At 55.6% G+C, this 24535-nt stretch carries 21 protein-coding genes and 1 pseudogene; 15 read left to right on the forward strand and 7 right to left on the reverse strand.

Annotated elements, in window-relative coordinates; translation table 11 throughout:
• The first annotated feature begins 20 nt into the window (after positions 1-20).
• The gene (gene nhaR / locus HBM95_03505) at positions 21-920 is read left to right on the forward strand and encodes a transcriptional activator NhaR (GenBank protein ID NIH42006.1); all 900 of its coding nucleotides are present in this window, start codon (positions 21-23) and stop codon (positions 918-920) included.
• A gap of 57 nt (positions 921-977) precedes the next feature.
• Here nhaR and rpsT read toward each other — a convergent pair whose 3' ends face one another.
• The gene (gene rpsT, locus HBM95_03510) at positions 978-1241 is read right to left on the reverse strand and encodes a 30S ribosomal protein S20 (GenBank protein ID NIH42007.1); all 264 of its coding nucleotides are present in this window, start codon (positions 1239-1241) and stop codon (positions 978-980) included.
• A gap of 101 nt (positions 1242-1342) precedes the next feature.
• Between rpsT and HBM95_03515 the strand changes: the two are divergent.
• The 13 genes and pseudogenes from HBM95_03515 to folA all read left to right on the forward strand — a co-directional run bounded on the left by HBM95_03515 (position 1343) and on the right by folA (position 16644).
• A pseudogene (locus HBM95_03515) lies at positions 1343-1561 on the forward strand (DUF2575 family protein).
• A 7-nt stretch (positions 1562-1568) separates the two neighbouring features.
• Positions 1569-2495 (forward strand): bifunctional riboflavin kinase/FAD synthetase, encoded by a 927-nt coding sequence (gene ribF / locus HBM95_03520; protein NIH42008.1) that lies wholly within the window; start codon positions 1569-1571, stop codon positions 2493-2495.
• Positions 2496-2540: 45 nt separating this feature from the next.
• Positions 2541-5357 carry an isoleucine--tRNA ligase gene (gene ileS / locus HBM95_03525; GenBank protein NIH42009.1) on the forward strand — a complete coding sequence of 939 codons (2817 nt, stop codon included), beginning with the start codon at positions 2541-2543 and terminating at the stop codon, positions 5355-5357.
• Complete coding sequence (lspA, locus tag HBM95_03530) at positions 5357-5857, forward strand: lipoprotein signal peptidase (protein NIH42010.1); 501 nt, start codon at positions 5357-5359, stop codon at positions 5855-5857. Before ileS ends, lspA begins: the two co-directional genes overlap by 1 nt.
• A 52-nt stretch (positions 5858-5909) precedes the next feature.
• Entirely contained in the window at positions 5910-6359 is a 450-nt protein-coding gene (fkpB, locus tag HBM95_03535) for an FKBP-type peptidyl-prolyl cis-trans isomerase (GenBank protein ID NIH42011.1), read from the forward strand.
• A 1-nt stretch (position 6360) separates the two neighbouring features.
• On the forward strand, positions 6361-7311 hold the full coding sequence (gene ispH / locus HBM95_03540; GenBank protein ID NIH42012.1) for a 4-hydroxy-3-methylbut-2-enyl diphosphate reductase: 951 nt from the start codon (positions 6361-6363) through the stop codon (positions 7309-7311).
• A gap of 205 nt (positions 7312-7516) precedes the next feature.
• Complete coding sequence (dapB, locus tag HBM95_03545; protein NIH42013.1) at positions 7517-8338, forward strand: 4-hydroxy-tetrahydrodipicolinate reductase; 822 nt, start codon at positions 7517-7519, stop codon at positions 8336-8338.
• Positions 8339-8793: 455 nt separating this feature from the next.
• Positions 8794-9942 (forward strand): glutamine-hydrolyzing carbamoyl-phosphate synthase small subunit, encoded by a 1149-nt coding sequence (carA, locus tag HBM95_03550; GenBank protein NIH42014.1) that lies wholly within the window; start codon positions 8794-8796, stop codon positions 9940-9942.
• 18 nt (positions 9943-9960) lie between these two features.
• A complete protein-coding gene (gene carB / locus HBM95_03555) occupies positions 9961-13185 on the forward strand; it encodes a carbamoyl-phosphate synthase large subunit (GenBank protein ID NIH42015.1) in 3225 nt (1074 codons plus the stop codon).
• A gap of 139 nt (positions 13186-13324) precedes the next feature.
• Positions 13325-13558, forward strand: a complete 234-nt coding sequence (locus HBM95_03560) for a YgdI/YgdR family lipoprotein (GenBank protein NIH42016.1) — start codon at positions 13325-13327, stop codon at positions 13556-13558.
• 103 nt (positions 13559-13661) lie between these two features.
• Positions 13662-14192, forward strand: coding sequence for a glutathione-regulated potassium-efflux system oxidoreductase KefF (kefF, locus tag HBM95_03565; GenBank protein ID NIH42017.1), 531 nt, complete (start codon positions 13662-13664; stop codon positions 14190-14192).
• Positions 14185-16050, forward strand: a complete 1866-nt coding sequence (gene kefC, locus HBM95_03570) for a glutathione-regulated potassium-efflux system protein KefC (GenBank protein ID NIH42018.1) — start codon at positions 14185-14187, stop codon at positions 16048-16050. Before kefF ends, kefC begins: the two co-directional genes overlap by 8 nt.
• 114 nt (positions 16051-16164) lie before the next feature.
• Positions 16165-16644, forward strand: a complete 480-nt coding sequence (folA, locus tag HBM95_03575) for a type 3 dihydrofolate reductase (GenBank protein ID NIH42019.1) — start codon at positions 16165-16167, stop codon at positions 16642-16644.
• Between the two features lie 81 nt (positions 16645-16725).
• Here the strand turns inward: folA and apaH are convergent, their stop codons facing one another.
• Genes apaH through lptD form a run of 6 tightly spaced genes read right to left on the reverse strand, consistent with a single transcriptional unit; the run spans position 16726 to position 23455 of the window.
• Positions 16726-17574, reverse strand: coding sequence for a bis(5'-nucleosyl)-tetraphosphatase (symmetrical) (apaH, locus tag HBM95_03580; GenBank protein ID NIH42020.1), 849 nt, complete (start codon positions 17572-17574; stop codon positions 16726-16728).
• A 4-nt stretch (positions 17575-17578) separates the two neighbouring features.
• Positions 17579-17956, reverse strand: a complete 378-nt coding sequence (gene apaG / locus HBM95_03585; protein ID NIH42021.1) for a Co2+/Mg2+ efflux protein ApaG — start codon at positions 17954-17956, stop codon at positions 17579-17581.
• 3 nt (positions 17957-17959) lie between these two features.
• Positions 17960-18781, reverse strand: a complete 822-nt coding sequence (gene rsmA, locus HBM95_03590) for a 16S rRNA (adenine(1518)-N(6)/adenine(1519)-N(6))-dimethyltransferase RsmA (GenBank protein NIH42022.1) — start codon at positions 18779-18781, stop codon at positions 17960-17962.
• Entirely contained in the window at positions 18778-19764 is a 987-nt protein-coding gene (gene pdxA / locus HBM95_03595) for a 4-hydroxythreonine-4-phosphate dehydrogenase PdxA (protein NIH42023.1), read from the reverse strand. Before pdxA ends, rsmA begins: the two co-directional genes overlap by 4 nt.
• Positions 19764-21050, reverse strand: a complete 1287-nt coding sequence (gene surA, locus HBM95_03600; protein NIH42024.1) for a peptidylprolyl isomerase SurA — start codon at positions 21048-21050, stop codon at positions 19764-19766. The genes pdxA and surA overlap by 1 nt, the downstream gene beginning before the upstream one ends.
• Before the next feature lie 53 nt (positions 21051-21103).
• Positions 21104-23455, reverse strand: coding sequence for an LPS assembly protein LptD (gene lptD / locus HBM95_03605; protein NIH42025.1), 2352 nt, complete (start codon positions 23453-23455; stop codon positions 21104-21106).
• 239 nt (positions 23456-23694) lie between these two features.
• Here lptD and djlA point away from each other — a divergent pair, with 239 nt between their 5' ends.
• Positions 23695-24510 carry a co-chaperone DjlA gene (gene djlA / locus HBM95_03610; GenBank protein NIH42026.1) on the forward strand — a complete coding sequence of 272 codons (816 nt, stop codon included), beginning with the start codon at positions 23695-23697 and terminating at the stop codon, positions 24508-24510.
• The last annotated feature ends 25 nt before the right edge of the window (positions 24511-24535 follow it).

The following is a 24535-nucleotide window of genomic DNA, read 5'->3' on the forward strand; positions in this document are numbered from 1 at the left end:
ACTCAGGGAGAGAAGACGCGATGTCTCATTTAAATTACAACCATCTGTACTACTTCTGGCACGTCTATAAACAGGGCTCGGTCGTGGGGGCCGCAGAGGCGCTTTACCTGACGCCGCAAACCATCACCGGGCAAATTAAAGCCCTGGAAGAACGTCTGCAGGGTAAGCTCTTCAAGCGAAAGGGCCGTGGGATTGAGCCGAGCGAGCTGGGTGAACTGGTTTTCCGCTATGCGGACAAAATGTTCACCCTGAGCCAGGAGATGCTGGATATCGTCAACTACCGCAAAGAGTCGAACCTGCTCTTTGACGTGGGCGTGGCGGATGCGCTCTCCAAACGGCTGGTAAGCGGCGTGCTGGATGCCGCTGTGGTAGAAGATGAACAAATCCACCTGCGCTGCTTTGAATCCACCCACGAGATGCTGCTGGAGCAGCTGAGCCAGCATAAGCTGGACATGATTATCTCGGACTGCCCCATCGACTCCACACAGCAGGAGGGGCTGTTCTCAGTGAAAATTGGCGAATGCGGCGTGAGCTTCTGGTGCATCAATCCGCCGCCGGAGAAACCTTTCCCGGCCTGTCTCGAAGAGCGTCGCCTGCTGGTGCCGGGAAGGCGTTCCATGCTGGGACGCAAGCTGCTGAACTGGTTTAACTCACAGGGGCTGAACGTGGAGATCCTCGGTGAGTTTGACGATGCTGCGCTGATGAAAGCCTTCGGCGAAGCGCATAATGCGATCTTCGTGGCACCAACGCTCTATGCGCACGATCTCTATTCAGACGATAAGATTACGGAGATTGGCAGGGTAGATAACGTGATGGAAGAGTACCACGCCATTTTCGCCGAAAGGATGATTCAGCATCCGGCGGTGCAGCGAATCTGCAACCGTGACTACTCGGCGCTATTTACGCCACCGGCGTTCTGAAGACATAAAAAAACCCGCGTTAAGCGGGTTCTTTAAACAAGCAACAACAAGTGGCGATTAAGCCAGTTTGTTGATCTGCGCGGTCAGGTTTGCTTTATGACGCGCTGCTTTGTTTTTGTGGATCAGACCTTTAGCAGCCTGACGATCCACGATTGGTTGCATTTCGTTAAATGCGTTCTGCGCTGCAGCTTTGTCGCCAGCTTCGATTGCTGCGTATACTTTCTTGATGAAAGTACGCATCATAGAGCGACGGCTTGCGTTGTGCTTACGAGCCTTTTCAGACTGAACGGCACGTTTCTTAGCTGATTTGATATTAGCCAAGTCCAACTCCCAAATATGTTCTATGTGGACAATTCAAAGGCCGAGGAATATGCCCTCTTTGCCTTCTTTTGTCAATGGATTTGTGCAAATAAGCGCCGTTAATTAGCGACGCTACGTTACGTAGTGATGGCGCAGGATTCTACCAGCTTGTCTTTCGTGAATACAGCCTTTCGGCGTAAAAATCGCAGTTCACGGGCAGATTTTTTCGCTGTGAAAGGTCAGCCTGATGAAATCATTACGGCTTTCTGTTTTGCGCGAACAATCGCCGGTTAACCTTAACCGCTGTACAAGGTATACTTTGGCGATTTTCACTGTTTTGAGCCAGACATGAAGCTGATACGCGGCATACATAATCTCAGCAGAGCCCCACACGGGTGCGTGCTGACTATTGGTAATTTCGACGGCGTGCATCGTGGTCATCAGGCGCTGTTGCAGGGATTGCGTAAAGAAGGGGAGGCCCGTGGCCTGCCCGTTGTGGTGATGATTTTCGAGCCACAGCCGCTGGAGCTGTTCGCGGGCGATAAATCTCCCGCCCGCCTCACTCGCCTGCGCGAAAAGTTGCGCTACCTGGCAGAGTCCGGCGTGGACTACGTATTGTGCGTGCGTTTTGATCGTCGCTTTGCCGCACTAACAGCACAAAATTTCGTCAGCGACCTGCTGGTTAAGCGTCTTGGCGTACAGTTTCTCGCCGTGGGGGATGATTTCCGCTTCGGCGCTGGTCGTCAGGGCGATTTCTTGCTATTACAGAAGGCTGGTCTGGAGTACGGTTTTGACGTCACCAGCGCGATGACCTTCTGTGAAGGCGGCGTGCGCGTCAGCAGCACGGCGGTGCGTCAGGCGCTGGCTAATGATGAACTGGAGACGGCAGAAACTCTGCTGGGACATCCATTTACCATCTCTGGCCGCGTGGTCCATGGCGACGCGCTGGGCCGCACGATAGGTTTCCCGACGGCGAATATACCGCTGCGTCGTCAGGTTTCCCCGGTTAAAGGGGTCTATGCGGTGGAAGTAGCAGGACTTGGCGATAAGCCGTTTTACGGCGTTGCCAACATTGGCACGCGTCCGACCGTTGCTGGTGTGCGTCAACAGCTAGAAGTGCACCTGCTGGACGTTGTAATGGACCTTTATGGTCGCCATATAGATGTGATACTGCGTAAAAAAATACGCAACGAGCAGCGATTTGCTTCGCTGGATGAACTTAAGGCGCAAATCGCGCGAGATGAATTGACGGCCCGCGAGTATTTTGGGCTATAGAACCGGCTTAACTGCCTACGTGATAAATACGGAACCGAGAATCTGATGAGTGACTATAAATCAACCCTGAATTTGCCGGAAACAGGGTTCCCTATGCGCGGCGATCTCGCCAAGCGCGAACCGGGAATGCTGGCGCGTTGGACCGATGATGACCTGTACGGCATCATTCGTGCAGCCAAAAAAGGCAAAAAATCCTTCATTCTGCATGATGGCCCTCCATATGCGAATGGCAGCATTCATATTGGTCACTCTGTAAACAAGATTCTGAAAGACATTATCGTGAAGTCCAAAGGACTCGCGGGATATGACTCGCCTTACGTTCCGGGCTGGGACTGCCACGGTCTGCCCATTGAGCTGAAAGTGGAGCAAGAGTTTGGCAAGCCTGGCGAGAAGTTTACCGCTGCAGAGTTCCGCGCGAAGTGCCGCGAATACGCTGCCACCCAGGTTGAAGGCCAGCGCGCTGACTTTATCCGTCTGGGCGTGCTGGGCGACTGGTCGCACCCGTACCTGACCATGGACTTCAAAACCGAAGCCAACATCATCCGTGCGCTGGGCAAAATCATCGGTAACGGTCACCTGCACAAAGGCGCGAAGCCGGTGCACTGGTGCGTGGACTGCCGCTCTGCGCTGGCAGAAGCGGAAGTGGAGTATTACGACAAAACTTCACCTTCTATCGATGTGGCCTTCGAAGCGGTCGATCAGGATGCCATTAAAGGTAAATTCGGTCTGCCTGGCGTTAGCGGCCCGATCTCTCTGGTGATCTGGACCACTACCCCATGGACGCTGCCAGCCAACCGTGCAATCTCGCTCTCCGGCGAGTTTGAATACGCGCTGGTGCAGATTGATGGCCGCGCGGTTATCCTGGCAAAAGATCTGGTTGAAAGCGTGCTGAAACGCGCGAATATCACCGACTACACCGTGCTGGGTACCGTAAAAGGCGACGCGCTGGAGCTGATGCGCTTCAAACACCCGTTCCTGGACTTCGACGTTCCGGCGATCCTGGGCGACCACGTGACGCTGGACGCGGGTACCGGTGCGGTACATACCGCCGGTGGCCACGGTCCTGACGACTACAACATCAGCCTGAAGTACGGTCTTGAAATCGCCAATCCGGTTGGCCCGGACGGTTCTTACCTGCCTGGCACCTATCCGGCGCTGGACGGCATCAACGTCTTCAAAGCGAACGACATTATCGTTGACATGCTGCGCACCAGCGGCGCGCTGCTGCACGTTGAGAAAATGCAGCACAGCTATCCGTGCTGCTGGCGTCACAAGACGCCAATCATCTTCCGTGCGACCCCGCAGTGGTTCGTTAGCATGGATCAGAAAGGCCTGCGCGAGCAGTCTCTGAAAGAGATCAAAGGCGTGCAGTGGATCCCGGACTGGGGCCAGGCGCGTATCGAATCCATGGTGGCTAACCGTCCTGACTGGTGTATCTCCCGTCAGCGTACCTGGGGCGTGCCGATGTCTCTGTTTGTACATAAAGAGACGCAGGAACTGCATCCGAACACCCTGGAACTGATGGAAGAAGTGGCGAAGCGCGTTGAAGTTGACGGCATTCAGGCGTGGTGGGATCTCGACGCCCGTGACATCCTGGGCGCGGACGCAGACAACTACGAGAAAGTGCCGGATACCCTGGACGTGTGGTTCGACTCCGGGTCTACTCACGCCTCCGTGGTCGATGTGCGTCCGGAGTTTGCCGGCCACGCTGCCGATATGTATCTGGAAGGCTCTGACCAACACCGCGGCTGGTTCATGTCATCTTTGATGATCTCCACCGCGATGAAGGGTAAAGCGCCTTACCGTCAGGTACTGACTCACGGCTTCACCGTGGATGGACAGGGCCGTAAGATGTCCAAATCCATCGGTAACACCGTTTCTCCGCAGGACGTGATGAACAAGCTGGGCGCGGATATCCTGCGCCTGTGGGTAGCCTCTACCGACTACACCGGCGAAATGGCTGTATCTGACGAGATCCTGAAGCGTGCTGCTGACAGCTATCGTCGTATCCGTAACACCGCGCGCTTCCTGCTGGCGAACCTGAACGGTTTTGATCCGGTGAAAGACATGGTGAAACCGGAAGAGATGGTCGTGCTGGACCGCTGGGCGGTAGGCTGCGCGAAAGCGGCGCAGGAAGACATCGTTAAGGCGTATGAGTCCTACGACTTCCACGAAGTGGTGCAGCGCCTGATGCGCTTCTGCTCCATCGAGATGGGCTCGTTCTACCTCGACATCATCAAAGACCGCCAGTACACCGCGAAGGCGGACAGCGTGGCGCGCCGTAGCTGCCAGTCCGCGCTGTTCCACATCGCAGAAGCGCTGGTGCGCTGGATGGCACCGATCATGTCCTTCACCGCAGATGAAATCTGGGGCTATCTGCCTGGCGACCGTGAGAAATATGTCTTCACCGGCGAGTGGTATGAAGGTCTGTTCGATCTCTCCAGCACCGAAGCAATGAACGATGCCTTCTGGGACGAGCTGCTGAAAGTGCGTGGCGAAGTGAACAAGGTGATCGAGCAGGCGCGTGCTGACAAGAAAGTTGGTGGCTCTCTGGAAGCGGCAGTGACTCTGTACGCCGAACCTGAGCTGGCGGCGAAGCTGACCGCGCTGGGCGATGAATTGCGATTTGTCCTGTTGACCTCCGGAGCAAAAGTTGCGGATTATGCCGAGGCTTCTGCTGATGCGCAGCAGAGCGAGCTGCTCAAAGGGCTGAAAGTCGCGCTGAGCAAAGCCGAAGGTGAGAAGTGCCCGCGCTGCTGGCATTACACTACCGATATCGGCCAGGTGGCGGAACACGCAGACATCTGCGGACGCTGTGTAAGCAACGTCGCCGGTGACGGCGAAAAACGTAAGTTTGCCTGATGAGTAAAACTCTCTGTTCAACAGGACTGCGCTGGCTGTGGCTGGTTGTGGTGGTGCTGATTATCGATCTGGGCAGCAAGTTCCTGATCCTCCAGAATTTTGCTCTGGGGGAGACGGTTTCGCTGTTCCCGTCGCTTAACCTGCACTATGCACGCAACTACGGCGCGGCGTTTAGCTTCCTTGCCGACAGCGGTGGCTGGCAGCGCTGGTTCTTTGCGGGTATCGCTCTCGGTATCTGCGTGGTGCTGGCCGTGCTGATGTACCGCTCAAAGGCCACGCAAAAGCTGAATAACATTGCCTACGCGCTGATCATTGGCGGCGCGCTCGGCAACCTGTTTGACCGCCTGTGGCACGGCTTTGTGGTCGATATGATCGACTTCTACGTCGGCGACTGGCACTTCGCGACCTTTAACCTGGCCGATACTGCAATTTGCATCGGTGCGGCGTTAATCGTGCTGGAAGGCTTCTTGCCTAAACCGGCCGCGAAAGAGCAGGCGTAACACACTCGCCCGGTGGTGTAATGCCACCGGGCAAAACAAGCGAGCAATTTGCATGTCTAAATCCGTACAGAGCAACAGCGCGGTTCTCGTTCACTTCACGCTGAAGCTGGATGACGGCTCCACCGCCGAATCCACCCGCAATAACGGCAAACCTGCCCTGTTTCGTCTCGGCGATACCTCCCTGTCTGAAGGTCTTGAGCAGCAGCTCCTGGGCCTGAAAGAGGGGGAGAAAAAAGCGTTCTCGCTGGAGCCGGATGCCGCGTTTGGCGTGCCAAGCCCGGACCTGATCCAGTATTTCTCGCGCCGCGAGTTTATGGACGCGGGCGAACCGGAAATCGGGGCGATTATGCTCTTTACCGCTATGGACGGCAGCGAAATGCCTGGCGTGATCCGCGAGATTAACGGCGACTCTATCACCGTTGACTTCAACCATCCGCTTGCCGGGCGTACCGTTCATTTTGATGTTGAAGTGCTGGAGATCGATCCGGCACTGGAGGCCTGAAATGCAGATCCTGTTGGCTAACCCGCGCGGCTTCTGCGCCGGTGTAGACCGCGCTATCAGCATTGTTGAAAACGCGCTGGAGATTTACGGCGCGCCAATTTACGTGCGTCACGAAGTGGTGCATAACCGATACGTGGTGGACAGCCTGCGCGAGCGCGGCGCTATTTTCATCGAGCAGATCAGCGAAGTGCCGGACGGTGCGATCCTGATCTTCTCCGCGCACGGCGTCTCTCAGGCGGTGCGTAACGAAGCGAAAAGCCGCGATTTAACCGTTTTCGACGCAACCTGCCCATTAGTGACGAAAGTGCATATGGAAGTGGCGCGCGCCAGCCGTCGCGGTGAAGAGTCGATTCTGATTGGCCATGCGGGTCATCCGGAAGTCGAAGGCACCATGGGCCAGTACAGCAATCCGGAAGGGGGAATGTATCTGGTTGAGTCGCCGGAAGATGTCTTTACGCTGAACGTGAAAAATGACGCCCGTCTGTCGTTTATGACCCAGACGACGCTCTCGGTTGATGATACCTCGGATGTGATTGACGCCCTGCGCCAGCGCTTCCCGAAAATCGTCGGGCCGCGTAAGGATGACATCTGCTACGCGACCACCAACCGTCAGGAAGCGGTGCGCGCGCTGGCTGAACAGGCGGACGTGGTGCTGGTGGTCGGCTCCAAAAACTCGTCTAACTCCAACCGTCTGGCCGAACTGGCGCAGCGCATGGGTAAAGCGGCGTTCCTGATCGACGACGCGGCGGACATCCAGGAAGCGTGGGTTAAAAATGCGGTCTGCGTTGGCGTTACCGCAGGCGCTTCCGCGCCGGATATCCTGGTGCAGAACGTGATAACCCGTCTGCAGGAGCTGGGCGGTGGCGAAGCGGTTCCGCTGGAAGGACGCGAAGAGAATATCGTCTTCGAAGTGCCGAAAGAGCTGCGTATCGACGCCCGCGAAGTGGAATAACCCCTAAACAGCGAAAAGGCCAGCATCTCATGTGCTGGCCTTTTTTTTGTCCCGTACTTTATCGTGACCACAAAATCATGTCTTTTACTGATATTTAAGTCGGTTTCACGTTAAATTCTAATTATTGGTGTTTTCAGTTGGCAGCCTCCGCGAAGGCTGGTTAATCTGAAAACGATTTACATCATTTTAACGTAAGAGAATAACTATGCATGATGCACAGATCCGTGTCGCCATTGCGGGCGCGGGTGGACGTATGGGCCGTCAGCTGATTCAGGCGGCACTTCAGATGGATGGCGTAGCGCTGGGCGCGGCGCTGGAGCGCGAAGGCTCATCGCTTTTGGGGGCCGACGCAGGTGAACTGGCGGGCGCAGGAAAGACGGGCGTTACCGTCCAGAGCAGCCTGGATGCGGTTAAAGATGACTTCGATGTGTTTATCGACTTTACCCGCCCGGAAGGTACGTTGACGCATCTGGCATTTTGCCGCCAGCACGGCAAGGGGATGGTGATCGGCACCACCGGTTTTGACGACGCGGGTAAACAGGCCATCCAGGACGCATCAAAAGAGATTGCGATTGTCTTCGCGGCGAACTTTAGCGTGGGCGTTAACGTCATGCTCAAGCTGCTGGAGAAAGCAGCGAAGGTCATGGGCGACTATACCGATATTGAAATTGTCGAAGCCCACCACCGCTACAAGGTTGATGCGCCGTCAGGCACGGCGCTTGCGATGGGCGAGGCGATTGCTCATGCACTCGATAAAGATTTAAAAGACTGCGCGGTCTATGCCCGCGAAGGTCACACCGGCGAACGCGTACCGGGCACTATTGGTTTCGCAACGGTACGTGCGGGTGACATCGTCGGCGAACATACGGCGATGTTCGCCGATATTGGTGAACGCGTGGAGATTACTCATAAAGCCTCAAGCCGCATGACCTTTGCCAACGGCGCGGTACGTTCCGCTTTGTGGCTTAAAAACAAGAAAGATGGACTTTTTGATATGCGAGATGTGCTGGATCTCAACAATTTGTAAGCATTATTACCCATCGTGATGTGGTTATTGCAGTCGTAATTGTTTGATTGCATAGGGCAATATTTTATTGCCCTTTTATTTTTGACTGTTTCAATATGAATCAGGCTATAAGCCTATAAAAATCTATCTATTGCTGCGTTTTAACGTTGCAGAAATGTAAATTTTGACCATTTGGTCCACTTTATAATGCTCCATCCTCTTATTTTTTATTAAACCAGGCGCGCAAGCGTTTTCCGCAGTGATTTACCTGATCTTTTTGTCGCTTAAGCCGCATTCCTCTCGCCAGGCCTGTAAAAGACTAAACAAAATATCCGTTTTAAGTTGACTTTTACCCACCAAATCTCCAGAATGCCGCCGTTTGCCAAAAATCCGCTGGCAACACATTTGCATTGATCCATGACACGGTTATGCATTAATATGCAAATAAAGTGAGTGAATATTCTCTGGAGGGTGTTTTGATTAAGTCAGCGCTATTGGTTCTGGAAGACGGAACCCAGTTTATCGGTCGGGCCATAGGGGCAACGGGTTCGGCGGTTGGGGAAGTCGTTTTCAATACTTCAATGACCGGTTATCAAGAAATCCTCACTGATCCTTCCTATTCTCGCCAAATCGTTACTCTTACTTATCCTCATATCGGCAATGTCGGCACCAACGCGGCTGACGAAGAATCTTCTCAGGTACATGCGCAAGGCCTGGTCATTCGCGACCTGCCGCTGATTGCCAGCAACTTCCGCAATACCGAAGACCTCTCTTCTTACCTGAAGCGCCATAACATCGTGGCGATTGCCGATATCGATACCCGTAAGTTAACGCGTCTGCTGCGCGAGAAGGGTGCGCAGAACGGCTGCATCATCGCCGGTGATAACCTCGATGCGACGCTGGCGCTGGAAAAAGCGAAAGCCTTCCCGGGCCTGAACGGCATGGACCTGGCGAAAGAAGTGACGACCGCGGAAGCCTACAGCTGGACGCAGGGTAGCTGGACGCTGGAAGGCGACCTGCCGGAAGCGAAAAAAGAGAGCGAGCTGCCGTTCCACGTGGTGGCCTACGATTTTGGCGCCAAGCGCAACATTCTGCGCATGCTGGTTGACCGCGGCTGCCGCCTGACGGTGGTGCCGGCTCAGACCTCTGCCGAAGACGTATTGAAGATGAATCCGGACGGTATTTTCCTGTCCAACGGTCCTGGCGACCCGGCACCGTGCGATTACGCCATCGCCGCCATTAAGTCCTTCCTGGAAACCGACATCCCGGTATTCGGCATCTGCCTCGGCCATCAGCTGCTGGCGCTGGCGAGCGGTGCGAACACCGTTAAGATGAAGTTCGGCCACCACGGTGGTAACCACCCGGTGAAAGACATCGATAACAACACGGTAATGATCACCGCGCAGAACCACGGCTTTGCCGTCGATGAAGCCTCAATGCCGGCTAACCTGCGCGTGACCCATAAGTCGCTGTTCGATGGCACCCTGCAGGGGATTCATCGCACCGATAAGCCAGCATTCAGCTTCCAGGGTCATCCGGAAGCCAGCCCGGGCCCGCACGACGCCGCGCCGCTGTTCGATCACTTCATCGAACTTATCGAGCAATACCGTAAGACCGCTAAATAATCAGGAGCCGAGAAGACCATGCCAAAACGTACAGACATAAAAAGCATCCTGATCCTTGGCGCTGGCCCGATTGTCATCGGCCAGGCCTGTGAATTCGACTACTCCGGCGCGCAGGCGTGTAAAGCCCTGCGTGAAGAGGGCTACCGCGTTATTCTGGTGAACTCTAACCCGGCAACCATCATGACCGACCCGGAAATGGCCGATGCAACCTACATCGAGCCGATTCACTGGGAAGTGGTGCGTAAAATCATCGAGAAAGAGCGTCCGGACGCGGTCCTGCCAACCATGGGCGGCCAGACGGCGCTGAACTGTGCGCTGGAGCTTGAGCGTCAGGGCGTGCTGGCCGAGTTCGGCGTGACCATGATTGGTGCGACCGCCGACGCGATTGATAAAGCAGAAGACCGTCGCCGCTTCGACGTGGCGATGAAGAAAATCGGCCTCGACACCGCGCGTTCCGGTATTGCGCACAACATGGAAGAGGCGCTGGCCGTTGCGGCTGAAGTGGGTTATCCATGCATCATCCGTCCTTCCTTCACCATGGGCGGCACCGGCGGCGGTATTGCCTACAACCGCGAAGAGTTCGAAGAGATTTGCGAACGCGGTCTGGACCTTTCCCCAACCAAAGAGCTGCTGATTGATGAATCGCTGATTGGCTGGAAAGAGTACGAGATGGAAGTGGTGCGTGATAAAAACGACAACTGCATCATCGTCTGCTCCATCGAAAACTTCGATGCGATGGGTATCCACACCGGTGATTCCATCACCGTTGCGCCAGCCCAGACGCTGACCGACAAAGAGTATCAAATCATGCGTAACGCCTCGATGGCGGTACTGCGTGAAATCGGCGTGGAAACCGGCGGCTCTAACGTGCAGTTCTCCGTTAACCCGAAAACCGGCCGTCTGATTGTTATCGAAATGAACCCGCGCGTCTCCCGCTCCTCCGCGCTGGCCTCCAAAGCGACCGGCTTCCCGATTGCGAAAGTGGCGGCGAAGCTGGCGGTGGGTTATACCCTCGACGAGCTGATGAACGACATCACTGGTGGCCGCACCCCTGCGTCCTTCGAACCGTCCATCGACTACGTTGTGACTAAAATTCCTCGCTTTAACTTCGAGAAGTTCGCAGGCGCGAACGACCGTCTGACCACCCAGATGAAATCCGTCGGTGAAGTGATGGCGATTGGTCGCACGCAGCAGGAATCCCTGCAGAAAGCGCTGCGCGGCCTCGAAGTGGGCGCGACCGGCTTTGACCCGAAAGTGAGCCTGGACGACCCGGAAGCGCTGACCAAAATCCGCCGCGAGCTGAAAGACGCGGGCGCGGAGCGCATCTGGTACATCGCCGATGCCTTCCGTGCTGGCCTGTCCGTCGACGGCGTGTTCAACCTGACCAACATCGACCGCTGGTTCCTGGTGCAGATTGAAGAGCTGGTGCGTCTGGAAGAGAAAGTGGCAGAGCTGGGCATCAACGGACTGGACGCAGACTTCCTGCGCATGCTGAAGCGTAAAGGCTTCGCCGACGCGCGTCTGGCTAAGCTGGCGGGCGTGCGCGAAGCGGAAATCCGTAAGCTGCGCGACCAGTATGACCTGCACCCGGTTTACAAGCGCGTGGACACCTGTGCGGCAGAGTTTTCCACCGACACCGCTTACATGTACTCCACCTATGAAGACGAGTGCGAAGCGAATCCGTCCGTCGACCGCGACAAGATTATGGTGCTGGGTGGCGGCCCAAACCGTATCGGCCAGGGCATCGAGTTTGACTACTGCTGTGTACACGCCTCGCTGGCGCTGCGCGAAGACGGTTACGAGACCATCATGGTCAACTGTAACCCGGAAACCGTCTCCACCGACTACGACACTTCTGACCGTCTCTACTTCGAGCCGGTTACCCTGGAAGACGTGCTGGAAATCGTGCGCATTGAGAAGCCAAAAGGCGTTATCGTGCAGTACGGCGGCCAGACCCCGCTGAAGCTGGCGCGCGCGCTGGAAGCGGCAGGCGTGCCGGTTATCGGCACCAGTCCGGATGCGATTGACCGTGCGGAAGACCGCGAGCGTTTCCAGCAGGCGGTTGACCGTCTGAAGCTGAAACAGCCTGCGAACGCCACCGTGACCGCTATCGAACAGGCTGTCGAGAAGGCGAAAGAGATTGGCTACCCGCTGGTGGTACGTCCTTCCTACGTACTGGGCGGCCGCGCGATGGAAATCGTTTATGACGAAGCCGACCTGCGCCGCTACTTCCAGACCGCGGTGAGCGTCTCCAACGATGCGCCTGTGCTGCTCGACCGCTTCCTCGACGACGCGGTAGAAGTGGACGTGGACGCCATCTGCGATGGCGAAATGGTGCTGATTGGCGGCATCATGGAGCACATCGAGCAGGCGGGCGTACACTCCGGCGACTCCGCCTGCTCTCTGCCAGCGTACACGCTGAGCCAGGAAATTCAGGACGTGATGCGTCAGCAGGTGCAAAAGCTGGCCTTCGAACTGCAGGTCCGCGGCCTGATGAACGTTCAGTTCGCGGTAAAAGACAACGAAGTTTACCTGATTGAAGTGAACCCGCGTGCGGCACGTACCGTACCGTTCGTCTCCAAAGCCACTGGTATTCCGCTGGCGAAAGTGGCGGCACGCGTGATGGCAGGCCAGACGCTGGCTCAGCAGGGCGTGACAAAAGAGATCATCCCACCGTACTACTCGGTGAAAGAAGTGGTGCTGCCGTTCAACAAATTCCCGGGCGTTGACCCGCTGTTAGGGCCAGAAATGCGCTCTACCGGGGAAGTGATGGGCGTGGGCCGCACCTTCGCAGAAGCGTTCGCGAAGGCGCAGCTGGGCAGTAGCTCCACCATGAGAAAATCGGGCCGTGCGCTGCTCTCCGTTCGTGAAGGTGACAAAGAGCGCGTGGTTGACCTGGCCGCCAAGCTGCTGAAACAGGGCTTCGAACTGGATGCAACCCACGGTACGGCGATTGTGTTGGGCGAAGCCGGCATCAACCCGCGTCTGGTGAACAAGGTGCATGAAGGTCGTCCGCACATTCAGGATCGTATCAAGAATGGCGAATACACCTACATCATCAACACCACCGCAGGCCGCCAGGCGATTGAAGACTCCAAGCTGATTCGCCGCAGCGCGCTGCAGTACAAAGTGCACTACGACACCACCCTGAACGGCGGTTTCGCGACGGCCATGGCGCTGAACGCGGACGCCACCGAGAAGGTGATTTCGGTGCAGGAAATGCACGCGCAGATTAGCAAGTAAGACAAATTGCCCGGTGCCGTTCGGTAACCGGGCATTCTTCCTCTCTTCAGAACCTTCTGGTTTTTCATCCGCTTTCAGTCAGTTAGCCTAAAATGGTTAGGTCGATAACGAAATTCATCTGAGAGCAGGGGAAAACACCATGCAAAATAAATTACTGATCGCTTCCGTTCTGGCTGCCACGACAATGTTTACCGTTGCGGGCTGTTCGTCTAATCAGGCCGTAAAAACCACCGATGGCAGAACCATTGTCACCGACGGCAAACCGCAGGTGGATGACGATACCGGTCTGGTGTCTTACAAAAACGCTGAAACCGGCCAAACTGAGCAGATTAACCGTGACCAGGTTAAATCGATGGGCGCACTGGATAACTAATTCAGAATTCTGACGTAAACCCGTCAATAATATTCACTATTAGCCTGTTGAATTACTGACTACACTCTTTTGTTAAAAGAAAGCAGTAACCACAGGCTAATCAATGATTCTGATAATTTATGCCCACCCTTATCCGCACCATTCGCATGCGAATAAGCGGATGCTTGAGCAGGTAAGGACGCTTGATAACGTAGAGATACGTTCCCTCTATGAACTCTATCCCGATTTTAATATCGATATCGCTGCCGAACAGGAGGCGCTTTCCCGTGCCGATCTGATTATCTGGCAGCATCCCATGCAGTGGTACAGCACGCCCCCGCTCCTGAAGCTGTGGATTGATAAAGTCTTCTCCCATGGCTGGGCGTATGGTCACAACGGCCATGCGCTAAAAGGCAAAAGCCTGATGTGGGCGGTCACTACCGGCGGTGGGGAAAGCCACTTTGATATTGGTTCCTTTCCGGGGTTTGACGTGCTGGCGCAGCCGCTGCAGGCTACTGCGCTTTACTGTGGACTGAACTGGCTCCCGCCGTTTGCGATGCACTGCACCTTTGTTTGCGATGATGAAACGCTGCAGGCGCAGGCTCGCCATTATAAACAACGCTTACTTGAGTGGCAGGAGACGCACCATGGATAGCCATACGCTGATACAGGCGCTGATTTATCTCGGCGCGGCGGCACTGATTGTGCCCGTGGCGGTACGTCTGGGGCTGGGCTCTGTTCTCGGCTACCTGATTGCGGGCTGCGTCATTGGGCCATGGGGCTTTCGACTGGTCACGGATGCGGAGGCGATCCTCCATTTCGCTGAAATTGGCGTTGTGCTGATGCTGTTTGTGATTGGCCTGGAGCTGGATCCGCAGAGATTATGGAAGCTTCGCGCCTCGGTATTTGGCGGAGGCGCGCTGCAGATGGTGGCCTGCGGCCTGCTGCTCGGCGGGTTCTGTATCCTGTTGGGTATGGACTGGAAAGTGGCTGAGCTTATCGGCATGACGCTGGCGCTCTCCTCAACGGCGATTGCCATGCAGGCGATGAACGAGCGAAATCTGACGGTCTCGCAGATGGGGCGCAGCGCGTTTTCGGTGCTGCTGTTCCAGGATATTGCCGCTATTCCGCTGGTGGCGATGATTCCGCTGCTGGCGGCAAGCGGCTCGTCCACGACGCTGGGTGCGTTCGCGCTTTCGGCATTAAAAGTCGTGGGGGCGCTGGCGCTGGTGGTCCTGCTGGGGCGCTACGTGACCCGTCCGTTACTGCGGTTTGTTGCCCGCTCGGGCCTGCGCGAAGTATTCAGCGCCGTGGCGCTGTTCCTGGTGTTTGGCTTTGGTTTGCTGCTTGAGGAAGCCGGACTGTCGATGGCGATGGGGGCCTTCCTCGCAGGCGTTCTGCTGGCGAGCTCTGAATACCGTCACGCGCTGGAAAGCGATATCGAGCCGTTCAAAGGGTTGCTGCTGGGGCTGTTTTTCATCGGGGTGGGGATGTCCGTCGACTTCGGCACGCTGGTCACGCACCCGCTGCGGATTGTCATCCTGCTCGTCGGTTTCCTCGTCATTAAAATGGTGATGCTGTGGCTGATTGCGCGCTCATTGAAGGTGCCGAACAAGCAGCGCCGCTGGTTTGCCGTGCTGCTGGGTCAGGGAAGCGAATTTGCGTTCGTGGTGTTTGGCGCCGCGCAGATGGCAAACGTGCTCGATCCCGAGTGGGCGAAAGCGTTGACGCTGGCGGTCGCGCTGTCGATGGCGGCGACGCCTGTTCTGCTGGTGGTTCTGACGCGCCTTGAAAAATCGGGTAGCGAGCAGGAGCGCGAAGCCGACGAGATCGACGAGGAGCAGCCGCGCGTTATCATCGCCGGATTTGGCCGCTACGGGCAGATCGTGGGGCGTTTACTGCTGTCGAGCGGGGTGAAGATGGTCATCCTCGATCACGACCCCGACCATGTTGATACCCTGCGTAAATTTGATATGAAGGTGTTTTACGGCGATGCGACCCGCGTCGACTTGCTGGAATCCGCCGGGGCGGCAAAAGCAGAGGTGTTGATTAACGCCATTGACGATCCGGAGACCAGCATGCAGATGGTGGAGCTGGTAAAAGAGCATTTCCCTGCGCTGACGATAATTTCCCGCGCGCGCGATGTAGATCATTACATCCGGCTGCGCCAGGCAGGGGTTGAGGCGCCGGAACGTGAGACATTCGAAGGCGCGCTGAAGTCTGGCCGGATGGCGCTGGAAAATCTGGGGCTCGGCGCGTATGAGGCGCGCGAACGTGCGGACCTGTTCCGCCGCTTTAACACCGGGATGGTGGAAGAGATGGCGGCGATGGCAGGCAGCACGGCCACGGAGCGTGCAGCGGTGTTTAAACGCACCAGCGCGATGCTGACGGAAATCATTAACGAGGACCGCAATCACCTGTCGCTGATCCAGCGTCACGGCTGGCAGGGCACGGAAGAGGGCAAGCACACCGGCGATCCGGCTGACGAGCCCGAGAGTAAACCTTCCGCGTGAAGTGGAGTTGCCAGCAATAATAAAAAATTTCTGTATCTTTACTCTGCCGCCAGTCGACGAAAGATTAAGCTTTCCGTATAGTGGCGGCAATTTTTTGCATCCGGGAAATTTTCAATGATCAGTCTGATTGCAGCGCTGGCGGTGGACCGCGTTATCGGTATGGAAAATGCCATGCCGTGGAACCTGCCTGCCGATCTCGCATGGTTTAAGCGTACTACGTTAAACAAGCCGGTAGTGATGGGCCGCCTGACCTGGGAGTCGATTGGTCGTCCATTGCCGGGCCGTAAGAATATCGTTATCAGCAGCCAGCCGGGCACTGACGATCGCGTTGAATGGGTTAAGTCCGTTGATGAAGCGATTGCCGCCTGTGGTGACGCGGAAGAGATCATGGTGATCGGTGGCGGTCGTGTGTATGAACAGTTCCTGCCAAAAGCGCAGAAGCTGTATCTGACCCACATTGATGCAGAAGTGGAAGGGGATACCCATTTCCCGGATTACGATCCGGACGAATGGGAATCTGTGTTCAGCGAATTCCACGACGCCGATGCGCAGAACTCCCACAGCTACTGCTTCGAGATTCTGGAGCGTCGTTAAGTGATTTTCCTACCCCTCTCCCCTCTTCCCAAAGGGGAGAGGGGACTGTTCGGTGCGGTCTTTTGGGGAGGGGGGCAATAGTCAGGAGGCAACGGCCTCACTTTCCCCTAAGTCCAGCTGTCGGTTGGACGGCTGCACAAAGTAAGCTTTATCTTCCCAGCGTAAGCAGGTTAACTCTCCGCCCCAGCAGCATCCGGTATCCAGACCGTAGATCCCGTCCGGCGTGCCTTTTCCTTCCAGCGCAGCCCAGTGACCAAATACCACGCTGTACTCGCTGGTCACCGGTCCAGGAATAGCAAACCACGGTTTGAGCGGGGCAGGCGCGCTTTCCGGTGTCTCTTTGGAATACATGTCCAGCTGCCCGTTCGGGAAGCAGAAACGCATGCGGGTGAACGCATTGGTGATAAAGCGCAGGCGGGCCAGACCGCTGAGATCCTCGCTCCAGTGGTTCGGCATATCGCCGTACATGGCATCAAGGAAGAAAGGGTACGAGTCGCTCGCCAGCACTGCCTCTACGTCACGCGCGCAGGTTTTCGCTGTCTCAAGATCCCATTGCGGCGTGATCCCGGCATGGGCCATGACCAGCTTTTTCTCCTCGTCGACCTGAAGTAAGGGCTGACGGCGCAGCCAGTTAATCAGTTCGTCCGCGTCTGGCGCATCCAGCAGGGGAGAGAGGCGATCTTTAGGTTTGTTGCGGCTGATCCCGGCAAATACGGCCAGCAGGTGAAGATCGTGGTTGCCCAGCACCATGCGAACGCTGTCGCCCAGCGATTTGACGAAACGTAAAACCTCAAGCGATCCCGGGCCGCGCGCGACTAAATCGCCCGTCAGCCAGAGCGTGTCCTGTCCTGGCGTAAAGTCGACCTGTTTTAACAATGCGATCAGTTCATCGTAGCAACCGTGAACGTCGCCAATCAGATATGTAGACATTAGATTAATGAATGAGTGTGGTTACGGCGAGACGGAACACAGGAATAGCAACGCGGAACACGTTGCCATCGACGTCGACCATTTCGTAATGGCCTTGCATGGTACCCAGCGGCGTTTCAATCACCGCGCCGCTGGTGTACTGGTACTCTTCGCCAGGGGCGATGTGGGGCTGCTCACCGACCACGCCTTCACCCTGAACTTCAATTTCGCGGCCATTGCCGTTAGTGATAAGCCAGTAGCGCCCGCGCAGTTGCACGGGCATCCGCCCCAGATTGCGAATGGTCACGGTGTAGGCAAAGACAAAACGCTCTTCATCCGGCGAGGATTGCGATTCAACATAAACGCTTTGTACATGGACACATACGCGGGGCGAATCAATCATGGCTTAACTCTCCTTCGGCGGCGCATTTTCGCTGATGTAATTAGCCAGCTTGCAGTACTGCTCTACGGAAATGTTTTCCGCACGCATTGCCGGGTCGATCCCCAGCTCTGCTAACACCTCAACGGTAAACGAATTGCTCAGGCTGTTACGGATCGTTTTACGGCGCTGGTTGAACGCTTCTGTTGTGATGCGGCTGAGTACGCGCAGATCTTTAACCGGATAAGGTTTTGTTTTGTACGGCACCAGGCGCACAACCGCAGAATCTACTTTCGGTGGTGGCGTGAACGCGGACGGCGGTACTTCGAGTACCGGGATCACGTTGCAATAATATTGTGCCATCACGCTTAAACGACCATACGCTTTACTGTTCGGCCCTGCAACCAGACGGTTAACAACCTCTTTTTGCAACATGAAGTGCATGTCGGCAATGGCATCAGTATAGCTAAAGAGGTGGAACATTAGCGGCGTGGAGATGTTATACGGCAGGTTGCCGAACACGCGCAGCGGCTGGCCCATTTTTTCCGACAGTTCGCCAAAGTTCATGGTCATGGCATCCTGCTGGTAGATGGTCAGCTTTGGTCCGAGGAACGGGTGCGTTTGCAGGCGTGCGGCCAGGTCGCGGTCCAGTTCGATAACGGTCAGCTCGTCGAGGCGTTCGCCTACCGGCTCGGTCAGCGCGGCAAGACCCGGGCCGATTTCGACCATAGCCTGACCTTTCTGCGGATTAATAGCAGACACGATGCTTTCGATCACGAACTGATCGTTGAGAAAGTTTTGCCCGAAGCGTTTACGGGCTAAGTGGCCCTGATGGACTCGATTAGTCATTGAGTATTAACAATCATTTTGATGGCGAGATTAAGCGCCGTAATAAAACTGCCGACATCCGCTTTCCCCTGGCCTGCCAGATCCAGCGCAGTGCCGTGGTCAACGGATGTTCGAATAAAGGGTAAACCGAGGGTGATATTCACCCCGCGGCCAAAGCCCTGGTATTTTAGCACGGGCAGGCCCTGATCGTGGTACATCGCGAGCACGGCGTCGGCATTATCCAGGTATTTCGGCTGGAAAAGGGTATCCGCAGGCAGCGGTCCACTGAGATTCATCCCCTTCGCCCGCATTTCGTTGAGCACCGGAATAATGGTGTCGATCTCTTCGGTGCCCATGTGCCCGCCTTCTCCGGCGTGCGGATTCAGGCCGCAGACCAGCACGTGGGGCTGCGGGATCCCAAATTTTGTCTGTAGATCGTGGTGCAAAATCCCGATGATTTCGCGCAGGAGTTCAGGGGTGATCGCATCAGGAATGGCTTTGATCGGCAGATGGGTTGTCACCAGCGCAACGCGCATCGCTTCCGTCGCCAGCATCATCACCACTTTCGGGCTGTGCGAGCGCTCTTCGAAGAACTCCGTATGCCCGGTAAACGGTATGCCCGCTTCGTTGATGACGCCTTTGTGGACGGGGCCGGTGATCAGAGCGGCAAATTCGCCCTTCAGGCAACCGTCGCAGGCGCGAGCAAGGGTGTCAACGACGTAATGGCCGTTTTCCGTGCTGAGCTGGCCTGGAACAACGGGTGTACGAAGGGGGACAGAGAGCAGCGTGAGCGTACCGGCCTGCTGTGGTGCGGGCTGTTGGCCTTCATCGTAAGGGATGAGCGTTAGAGGCAGACCGAGCAGCTTCGCCCGGTCTTGTAACAGTGTTGCATCAGCGCAGACAACCAGTTCTACCGGCCAGCTGCGCTGGGCGAGCTGGACAACGAGGTCAGGCCCAATCCCGGCGGGTTCGCCGGGCGTGATAACAACACGATGCTGTTTCATTAGTTGCTTAGCACTTTCACATAAGCACTGGCGCGTTGTTCCTGCATCCAGGTTGCCGCTTCTTCAGAGAATTTACGGTTAAACAGCATACGGTAGGCTCTGTCTTTCTGCGCCGCATCCGTTTTGTCCACGTTGCGTGTGTCCATCAGTTCGATCAGATGCCAGCCAAATGAAGAGTGAACCGGGGCGCTGAGCTGACCCTTATTCAGCTTCATCAGTGCATCGCGGAAGGCAGGATCGTAAATGTCCGCTGCCGCCCAGCCCAGATCGCCGCCCTGGTTCGCAGAGCCAGGATCCTGAGAGAACTCCTTCGCTGCATTGGCAAACGAGGTTTTACCGCTCTTAATGTCCGCGGCAATCTGCTCCAGCTTCGCACGCGCCTGATCGTCAGTCATAATCGGTGACGGCTTCAGCAGAATGTGGCGAGCGTGAACTTCAGTCACGGAGATGTTCTGGCTCTGACCGCGCAGATCGTTCACTTTCAGAATGTGGAAGCCCACGCCTGAACGGATTGGACCCACAATATCGCCTTTCTTCGCCGTGCTCAGCGCCTGAGCAAAGATGGAAGGCAGCTCCTGAATACGTCCCCAGCCCATCTGGCCGCCTTTCAGCGCCTGCTGGTCAGCGGAGTAGGTGATAGCCAGCTTGCCAAAGTCGCTGCCGTTACGCGCCTGGTCGACAATAGAACGTGCCTGACTTTCTGCTTCCGCAGCCTGATCGGACGTTGGGTTCTCTGGCAGTGGGATCAGAATGTGGCTCAGGTTCAGCTCTGTGCTCGCATCGTTCTGGTTGCCCACCTGCTTTGCCAGCGCGTCCACTTCCTGCGGCAGGATCGTGACGCGGCGGCGCACTTCGTTGTTACGCACTTCCGAAATCAGCATCTCTTTACGGATCTGGTTGCGGTAGGTGGCGTAGCTGATACCGTCATAAGCCAGACGACTGCGCATCTGGTCTGGCGTCATGTTGTTCTGCTTTGCAATGTTAGCGATGGCCTGATCGAGCTGCTCGTCAGTCACCTTCACGCCCATTTTCTGACCCATCTGCAGGATAATCTGATCCATGATCAGACGCTCCAGGATCTGATGGCGCAGCGTAGCATCATCCGGAAGCTGCTGGCCTGCTTCGCCCGAATTGAGCTTCACGGATTTCATCAGACCGTCAACGTCACTTTCGAGCACGACGCCGTTGTTAACGACAGCCGCGACCTTATCAACAACCTGGGGGGCCGCGAAGCTGGTATTCGCAACCATAGCGACACCGAGCAGCAGCGTTTTCCAGTTCTTCATACTTTTTCCATTTCAATTAACCGCAAAGCGGATTACGTTTTAAATCAAGCACATTACAAAGAGCTACTGTACGGCAGAATGTTCGAACGCAGCATCTGATGCGTGCCAAGGCCGTAGTTGGAACTCAGGCCGCGCAGTTCGACATTAAAGCCAATCACGTTATCGTATTTGCCCTGATTGTTTTCACTGTCCCAGCCGTTAAGCTTACGCTCGTAACCGACGCGCAGCGCGTAACAGCAGGAGTTATATTGCAGACCCACCATCTGGTCCGCTGGCTTATTCGCGTTAGTGTCAAAGTAGTAAGCGCCTACGATTGACCAGCGGTCGGCGATAGGCCAGCTTGCTGCGCCACCCACCTGCGAGATGCCGTCTTTATACTGTTCATTGCCAGCATAGGAAGGCAATGTTGCCTGAATATATTCCGGGCTGGCGTAACGATACGTCAACTGCATCATCCGGTCTTCATCGCGGCGGTACTCAATAGCCGCGCTACTTGTGGCGATATTATCGAGGCGAGTGTCATACTGCACGCCGCCACGCAGACCCCAGCGGTCAGTCATGCGCCAGTAAGTATCACCCGCCCAAACCAGCGATCCCGTTTTGTTGTCTTTCTCCCAGTTAATGTTGTCATCACCGGTACGTGACTCGGTGAAATAGTAGATTTGACCAACAGAAACGTTAAAACGTTCAACGGCGGCATCATCATAAACGCGCGTAGTGACGCCTGTCGTTAACTGGTTAGCGGATGCGATACGGTCCAGACCGCCATAAGTACGGTCACGGAACAGGCCGCTGTAGTCAGACTGCAGTAAAGAAGAGTCGTAGTTCTGGATATTGCTCTGATCGCGATACGGCACGTACAAATACTGCATACGCGGTTCAAGCGTCTGGGTATAACCATCCGCCAGCAGGGCCATATCACGTTCGAAGATCAACTTGCCGTCCATTTTGAACTGCGGGAGCGTTCGGTTTACCGACTCTTCCAGATGCGCATTTCGGGTGGCATTGTAATTATCAACATTTTTTTGTTGATAGTGAGTCGCCATCAGCTTGGCTTCGGTATTCAGGCTTGCCCAGTCGTTAGACCACGGCAGATTGATCGTCGGCTCAAGGTGAACACGCGTGGCTTCCGGCATATCCGAATCCGTGTTCACGAAATGTACTGCCTGAGCGTAAACCCGGGTGTCGAATGGACCTACGTTATTCTGATACCAGTTAACGTCCAGCTGTGGTTCTGCACCATATGTAGGCGTGGACTGGTCAGAAAATACCTGGAACTGCTTGGTCGAGACGGTTGCATCAAAGTTCTGCACCGCATAGCCAACGCTGAACTTCTGCGTGGCATAGCCATCCGTGCTCGAACCGTATTTGGACGAGAAATCGTTAAAATAAGATGAGTCGCTAACTTTGGTGTAGTCAATATTAAAGCGCCACACCTGATCCATCACCCCGGCATGCTGCCAGTAGAATAACCAGCGGTGTTTATCACCTTCCGTTGGATGCTCATCCTGGAACACTTTATCCGACGGCAGATAATCCAGCTCCATCAGGCCAGCACCGGCCTGAGTCAGATAGCGGAACTCATTCTCCCACATGATGTTGCCGCGCTTGTGGATATAGTGCGGCGTGATCGTGGCGTCCATGTTGGGCGCGATGTTCCAGTAATACGGCAGGTAGAACTCAAAGTAATTCGAAGTGCTGTATTTGGCATTGGGGATCAGGAAACCTGAGCGACGCTTGTCGCCCACGGGAAGCTGCAGGTAAGGGCTGTAGAAAACCGGAACTGGGCCGAGCTTAAAGCGGGCGTTCCAGATTTCCGCGACCTGTTCTTCACGGTCATGGATAACTTCGCTCCCGACCACGCTCCAGGTATTTGAACCCGGCAGACACGATGTAAAGGAGCCATTCTCCAGGATCGTATAGCGGTTTTCACCGCGCTGCTTCATCAGGTCCGCTTTACCGCGTCCCTGGCGACCCACCATCTGGTAATCACCTTCCCAGACGTTAGTGTCTTTAGTATTCAGGTTTGACCAGGCTTTCGGACCTTTCAGGATGACCTGATTATCGTCATAGTGCACATTACCCAGCGCATCCACCGTTCGTACCGGCTCGGCCGCGCCTTCCGGCTGCTTCTGGTGCAACTGCACTTCATCCGCCTGCAGGCGGCTATTGCCCTGGTTAATATCCACATTGCCCGTAAACGTGGCATTGTCAGGATAAGTACCTTTGGAGCTATCGGCAGTAATGGTTACCGGCAAGCTATTTGTATCGCCCTCCACCAGTGGGCGATTATAACTTGGGACGCCAAGCATACACTGCGAGGCGAGATCGGCCGCCAGCCCCTGTTGACTGTAAAGGGCGGAGCCAATCATTGTGGCCAGGAGGGTGGGGATACGTTTTTTCATACGTTATATTTTATTGTTCCGTCATCAGTGGCTACGGCTTACAAACGCTCAGAGACTATCTTACTCATCTGCGCAGTACCAGCGTTAATCCTGCCCGTTTGCGTGCCAGAGTGTTAGGCTCGCTATCGAATGACGAGTATGATAAAGCAAATTATAGGCGATGTCCTTCAATTGACCGTGACTTGAACACAGTGATGATGACGTTGCGTCGGCAAGGAATATGACTATCCGGGGAGTATATGCAGTATTGGGGTAAAATAATCGGCGTTGCGTTCGCCATCATCATGGGTGCCGGGTTCTGGGGGATTGTGCTTGGGCTTATTATCGGCCACATGTTTGATAAGGCGCGCAGCCGCAAAATGGCCTGGTTTGCCAATCAGCGCGAGCGTCAGTCACTCTTTTTCTCCACCACCTTTGAGGTTATGGGGCACTTAACCAAATCCAAAGGGCGCGTGACCGAAGCGGATATTCAGATTGCCAGCGTCTTTATGGATCGCATGAATCTGCATGGTGAATCTCGTGTGGCTGCGCAAAATGCGTTTCGCATCGGTAAATCCGATAACTATCCGCTGCGTGAAAAGATGCGCCAGTTCCGCAGCATCTGCTTCGGACGTTTTGATTTAATTCGGATGTTTCTGGAAATCCAAATCCAGGCGGCATTTGCCGACGGTTCACTTCACCCTAATGAACGTGATGTGCTGTACGTCATTGCGGAAGAGCTGGGCATCTCCCGTATGCAGTTTGACCAGTTCCTGCGCATGATGCAGGGCGGGGCACAGTTTGGCGGCGGCTATCATCAGCAGTCGTCCGGTGGCGGCTGGCAGCAGGCGCAGCGTGGCCCGACGCTGGAAGATGCCTGCAACGTGCTTGGCGTGAAGCCCACGGACGATCAAACCACAATTAAACGTGCCTACCGTAAGCTGATGAGTGAACACCACCCGGACAAACTGGTCGCGAAAGGCTTGCCGCCGGAAATGATGGAGATGGCGAAGCAAAAAGCGCAGGAAATCCAGAAAGCGTACGAGCTGATTAAAGAGAAGAAAGGTTTCAAATAAGCAAAAGCCCGACAGCGTCGGGCTT

Source organism: Enterobacter asburiae, assembly GCA_011754535.1.
Lineage (GTDB): Bacteria > Pseudomonadota > Gammaproteobacteria > Enterobacterales > Enterobacteriaceae > Enterobacter > Enterobacter cloacae_N.

Coding starts and splice junctions, on each gene's coding strand:
- nhaR (NIH42006.1), top strand. CDS start 21: ATGTCTCATTTAAATTACAACCATCTGTACTACTTCTGGCACGTCTAT.
- ribF (NIH42008.1), top strand. CDS start 1,569: ATGAAGCTGATACGCGGCATACATAATCTCAGCAGAGCCCCACACGGG.
- ileS (NIH42009.1), top strand. CDS start 2,541: ATGAGTGACTATAAATCAACCCTGAATTTGCCGGAAACAGGGTTCCCT.
- lspA (NIH42010.1), top strand. CDS start 5,357: ATGAGTAAAACTCTCTGTTCAACAGGACTGCGCTGGCTGTGGCTGGTT.
- fkpB (NIH42011.1), top strand. CDS start 5,910: ATGTCTAAATCCGTACAGAGCAACAGCGCGGTTCTCGTTCACTTCACG.
- ispH (NIH42012.1), top strand. CDS start 6,361: ATGCAGATCCTGTTGGCTAACCCGCGCGGCTTCTGCGCCGGTGTAGAC.
- dapB (NIH42013.1), top strand. CDS start 7,517: ATGCATGATGCACAGATCCGTGTCGCCATTGCGGGCGCGGGTGGACGT.
- carB (NIH42015.1), top strand. CDS start 9,961: ATGCCAAAACGTACAGACATAAAAAGCATCCTGATCCTTGGCGCTGGC.
- HBM95_03560 (NIH42016.1), top strand. CDS start 13,325: ATGCAAAATAAATTACTGATCGCTTCCGTTCTGGCTGCCACGACAATG.
- kefF (NIH42017.1), top strand. CDS start 13,662: ATGATTCTGATAATTTATGCCCACCCTTATCCGCACCATTCGCATGCG.
- kefC (NIH42018.1), top strand. CDS start 14,185: ATGGATAGCCATACGCTGATACAGGCGCTGATTTATCTCGGCGCGGCG.
- folA (NIH42019.1), top strand. CDS start 16,165: ATGATCAGTCTGATTGCAGCGCTGGCGGTGGACCGCGTTATCGGTATG.
- apaH (NIH42020.1), bottom strand. CDS start 17,574: ATGTCTACATATCTGATTGGCGACGTTCACGGTTGCTACGATGAACTG.
- apaG (NIH42021.1), bottom strand. CDS start 17,956: ATGATTGATTCGCCCCGCGTATGTGTCCATGTACAAAGCGTTTATGTT.
- rsmA (NIH42022.1), bottom strand. CDS start 18,781: ATGACTAATCGAGTCCATCAGGGCCACTTAGCCCGTAAACGCTTCGGG.
- pdxA (NIH42023.1), bottom strand. CDS start 19,764: ATGAAACAGCATCGTGTTGTTATCACGCCCGGCGAACCCGCCGGGATT.
- surA (NIH42024.1), bottom strand. CDS start 21,050: ATGAAGAACTGGAAAACGCTGCTGCTCGGTGTCGCTATGGTTGCGAAT.
- lptD (NIH42025.1), bottom strand. CDS start 23,455: ATGAAAAAACGTATCCCCACCCTCCTGGCCACAATGATTGGCTCCGCC.
- djlA (NIH42026.1), top strand. CDS start 23,695: ATGCAGTATTGGGGTAAAATAATCGGCGTTGCGTTCGCCATCATCATG.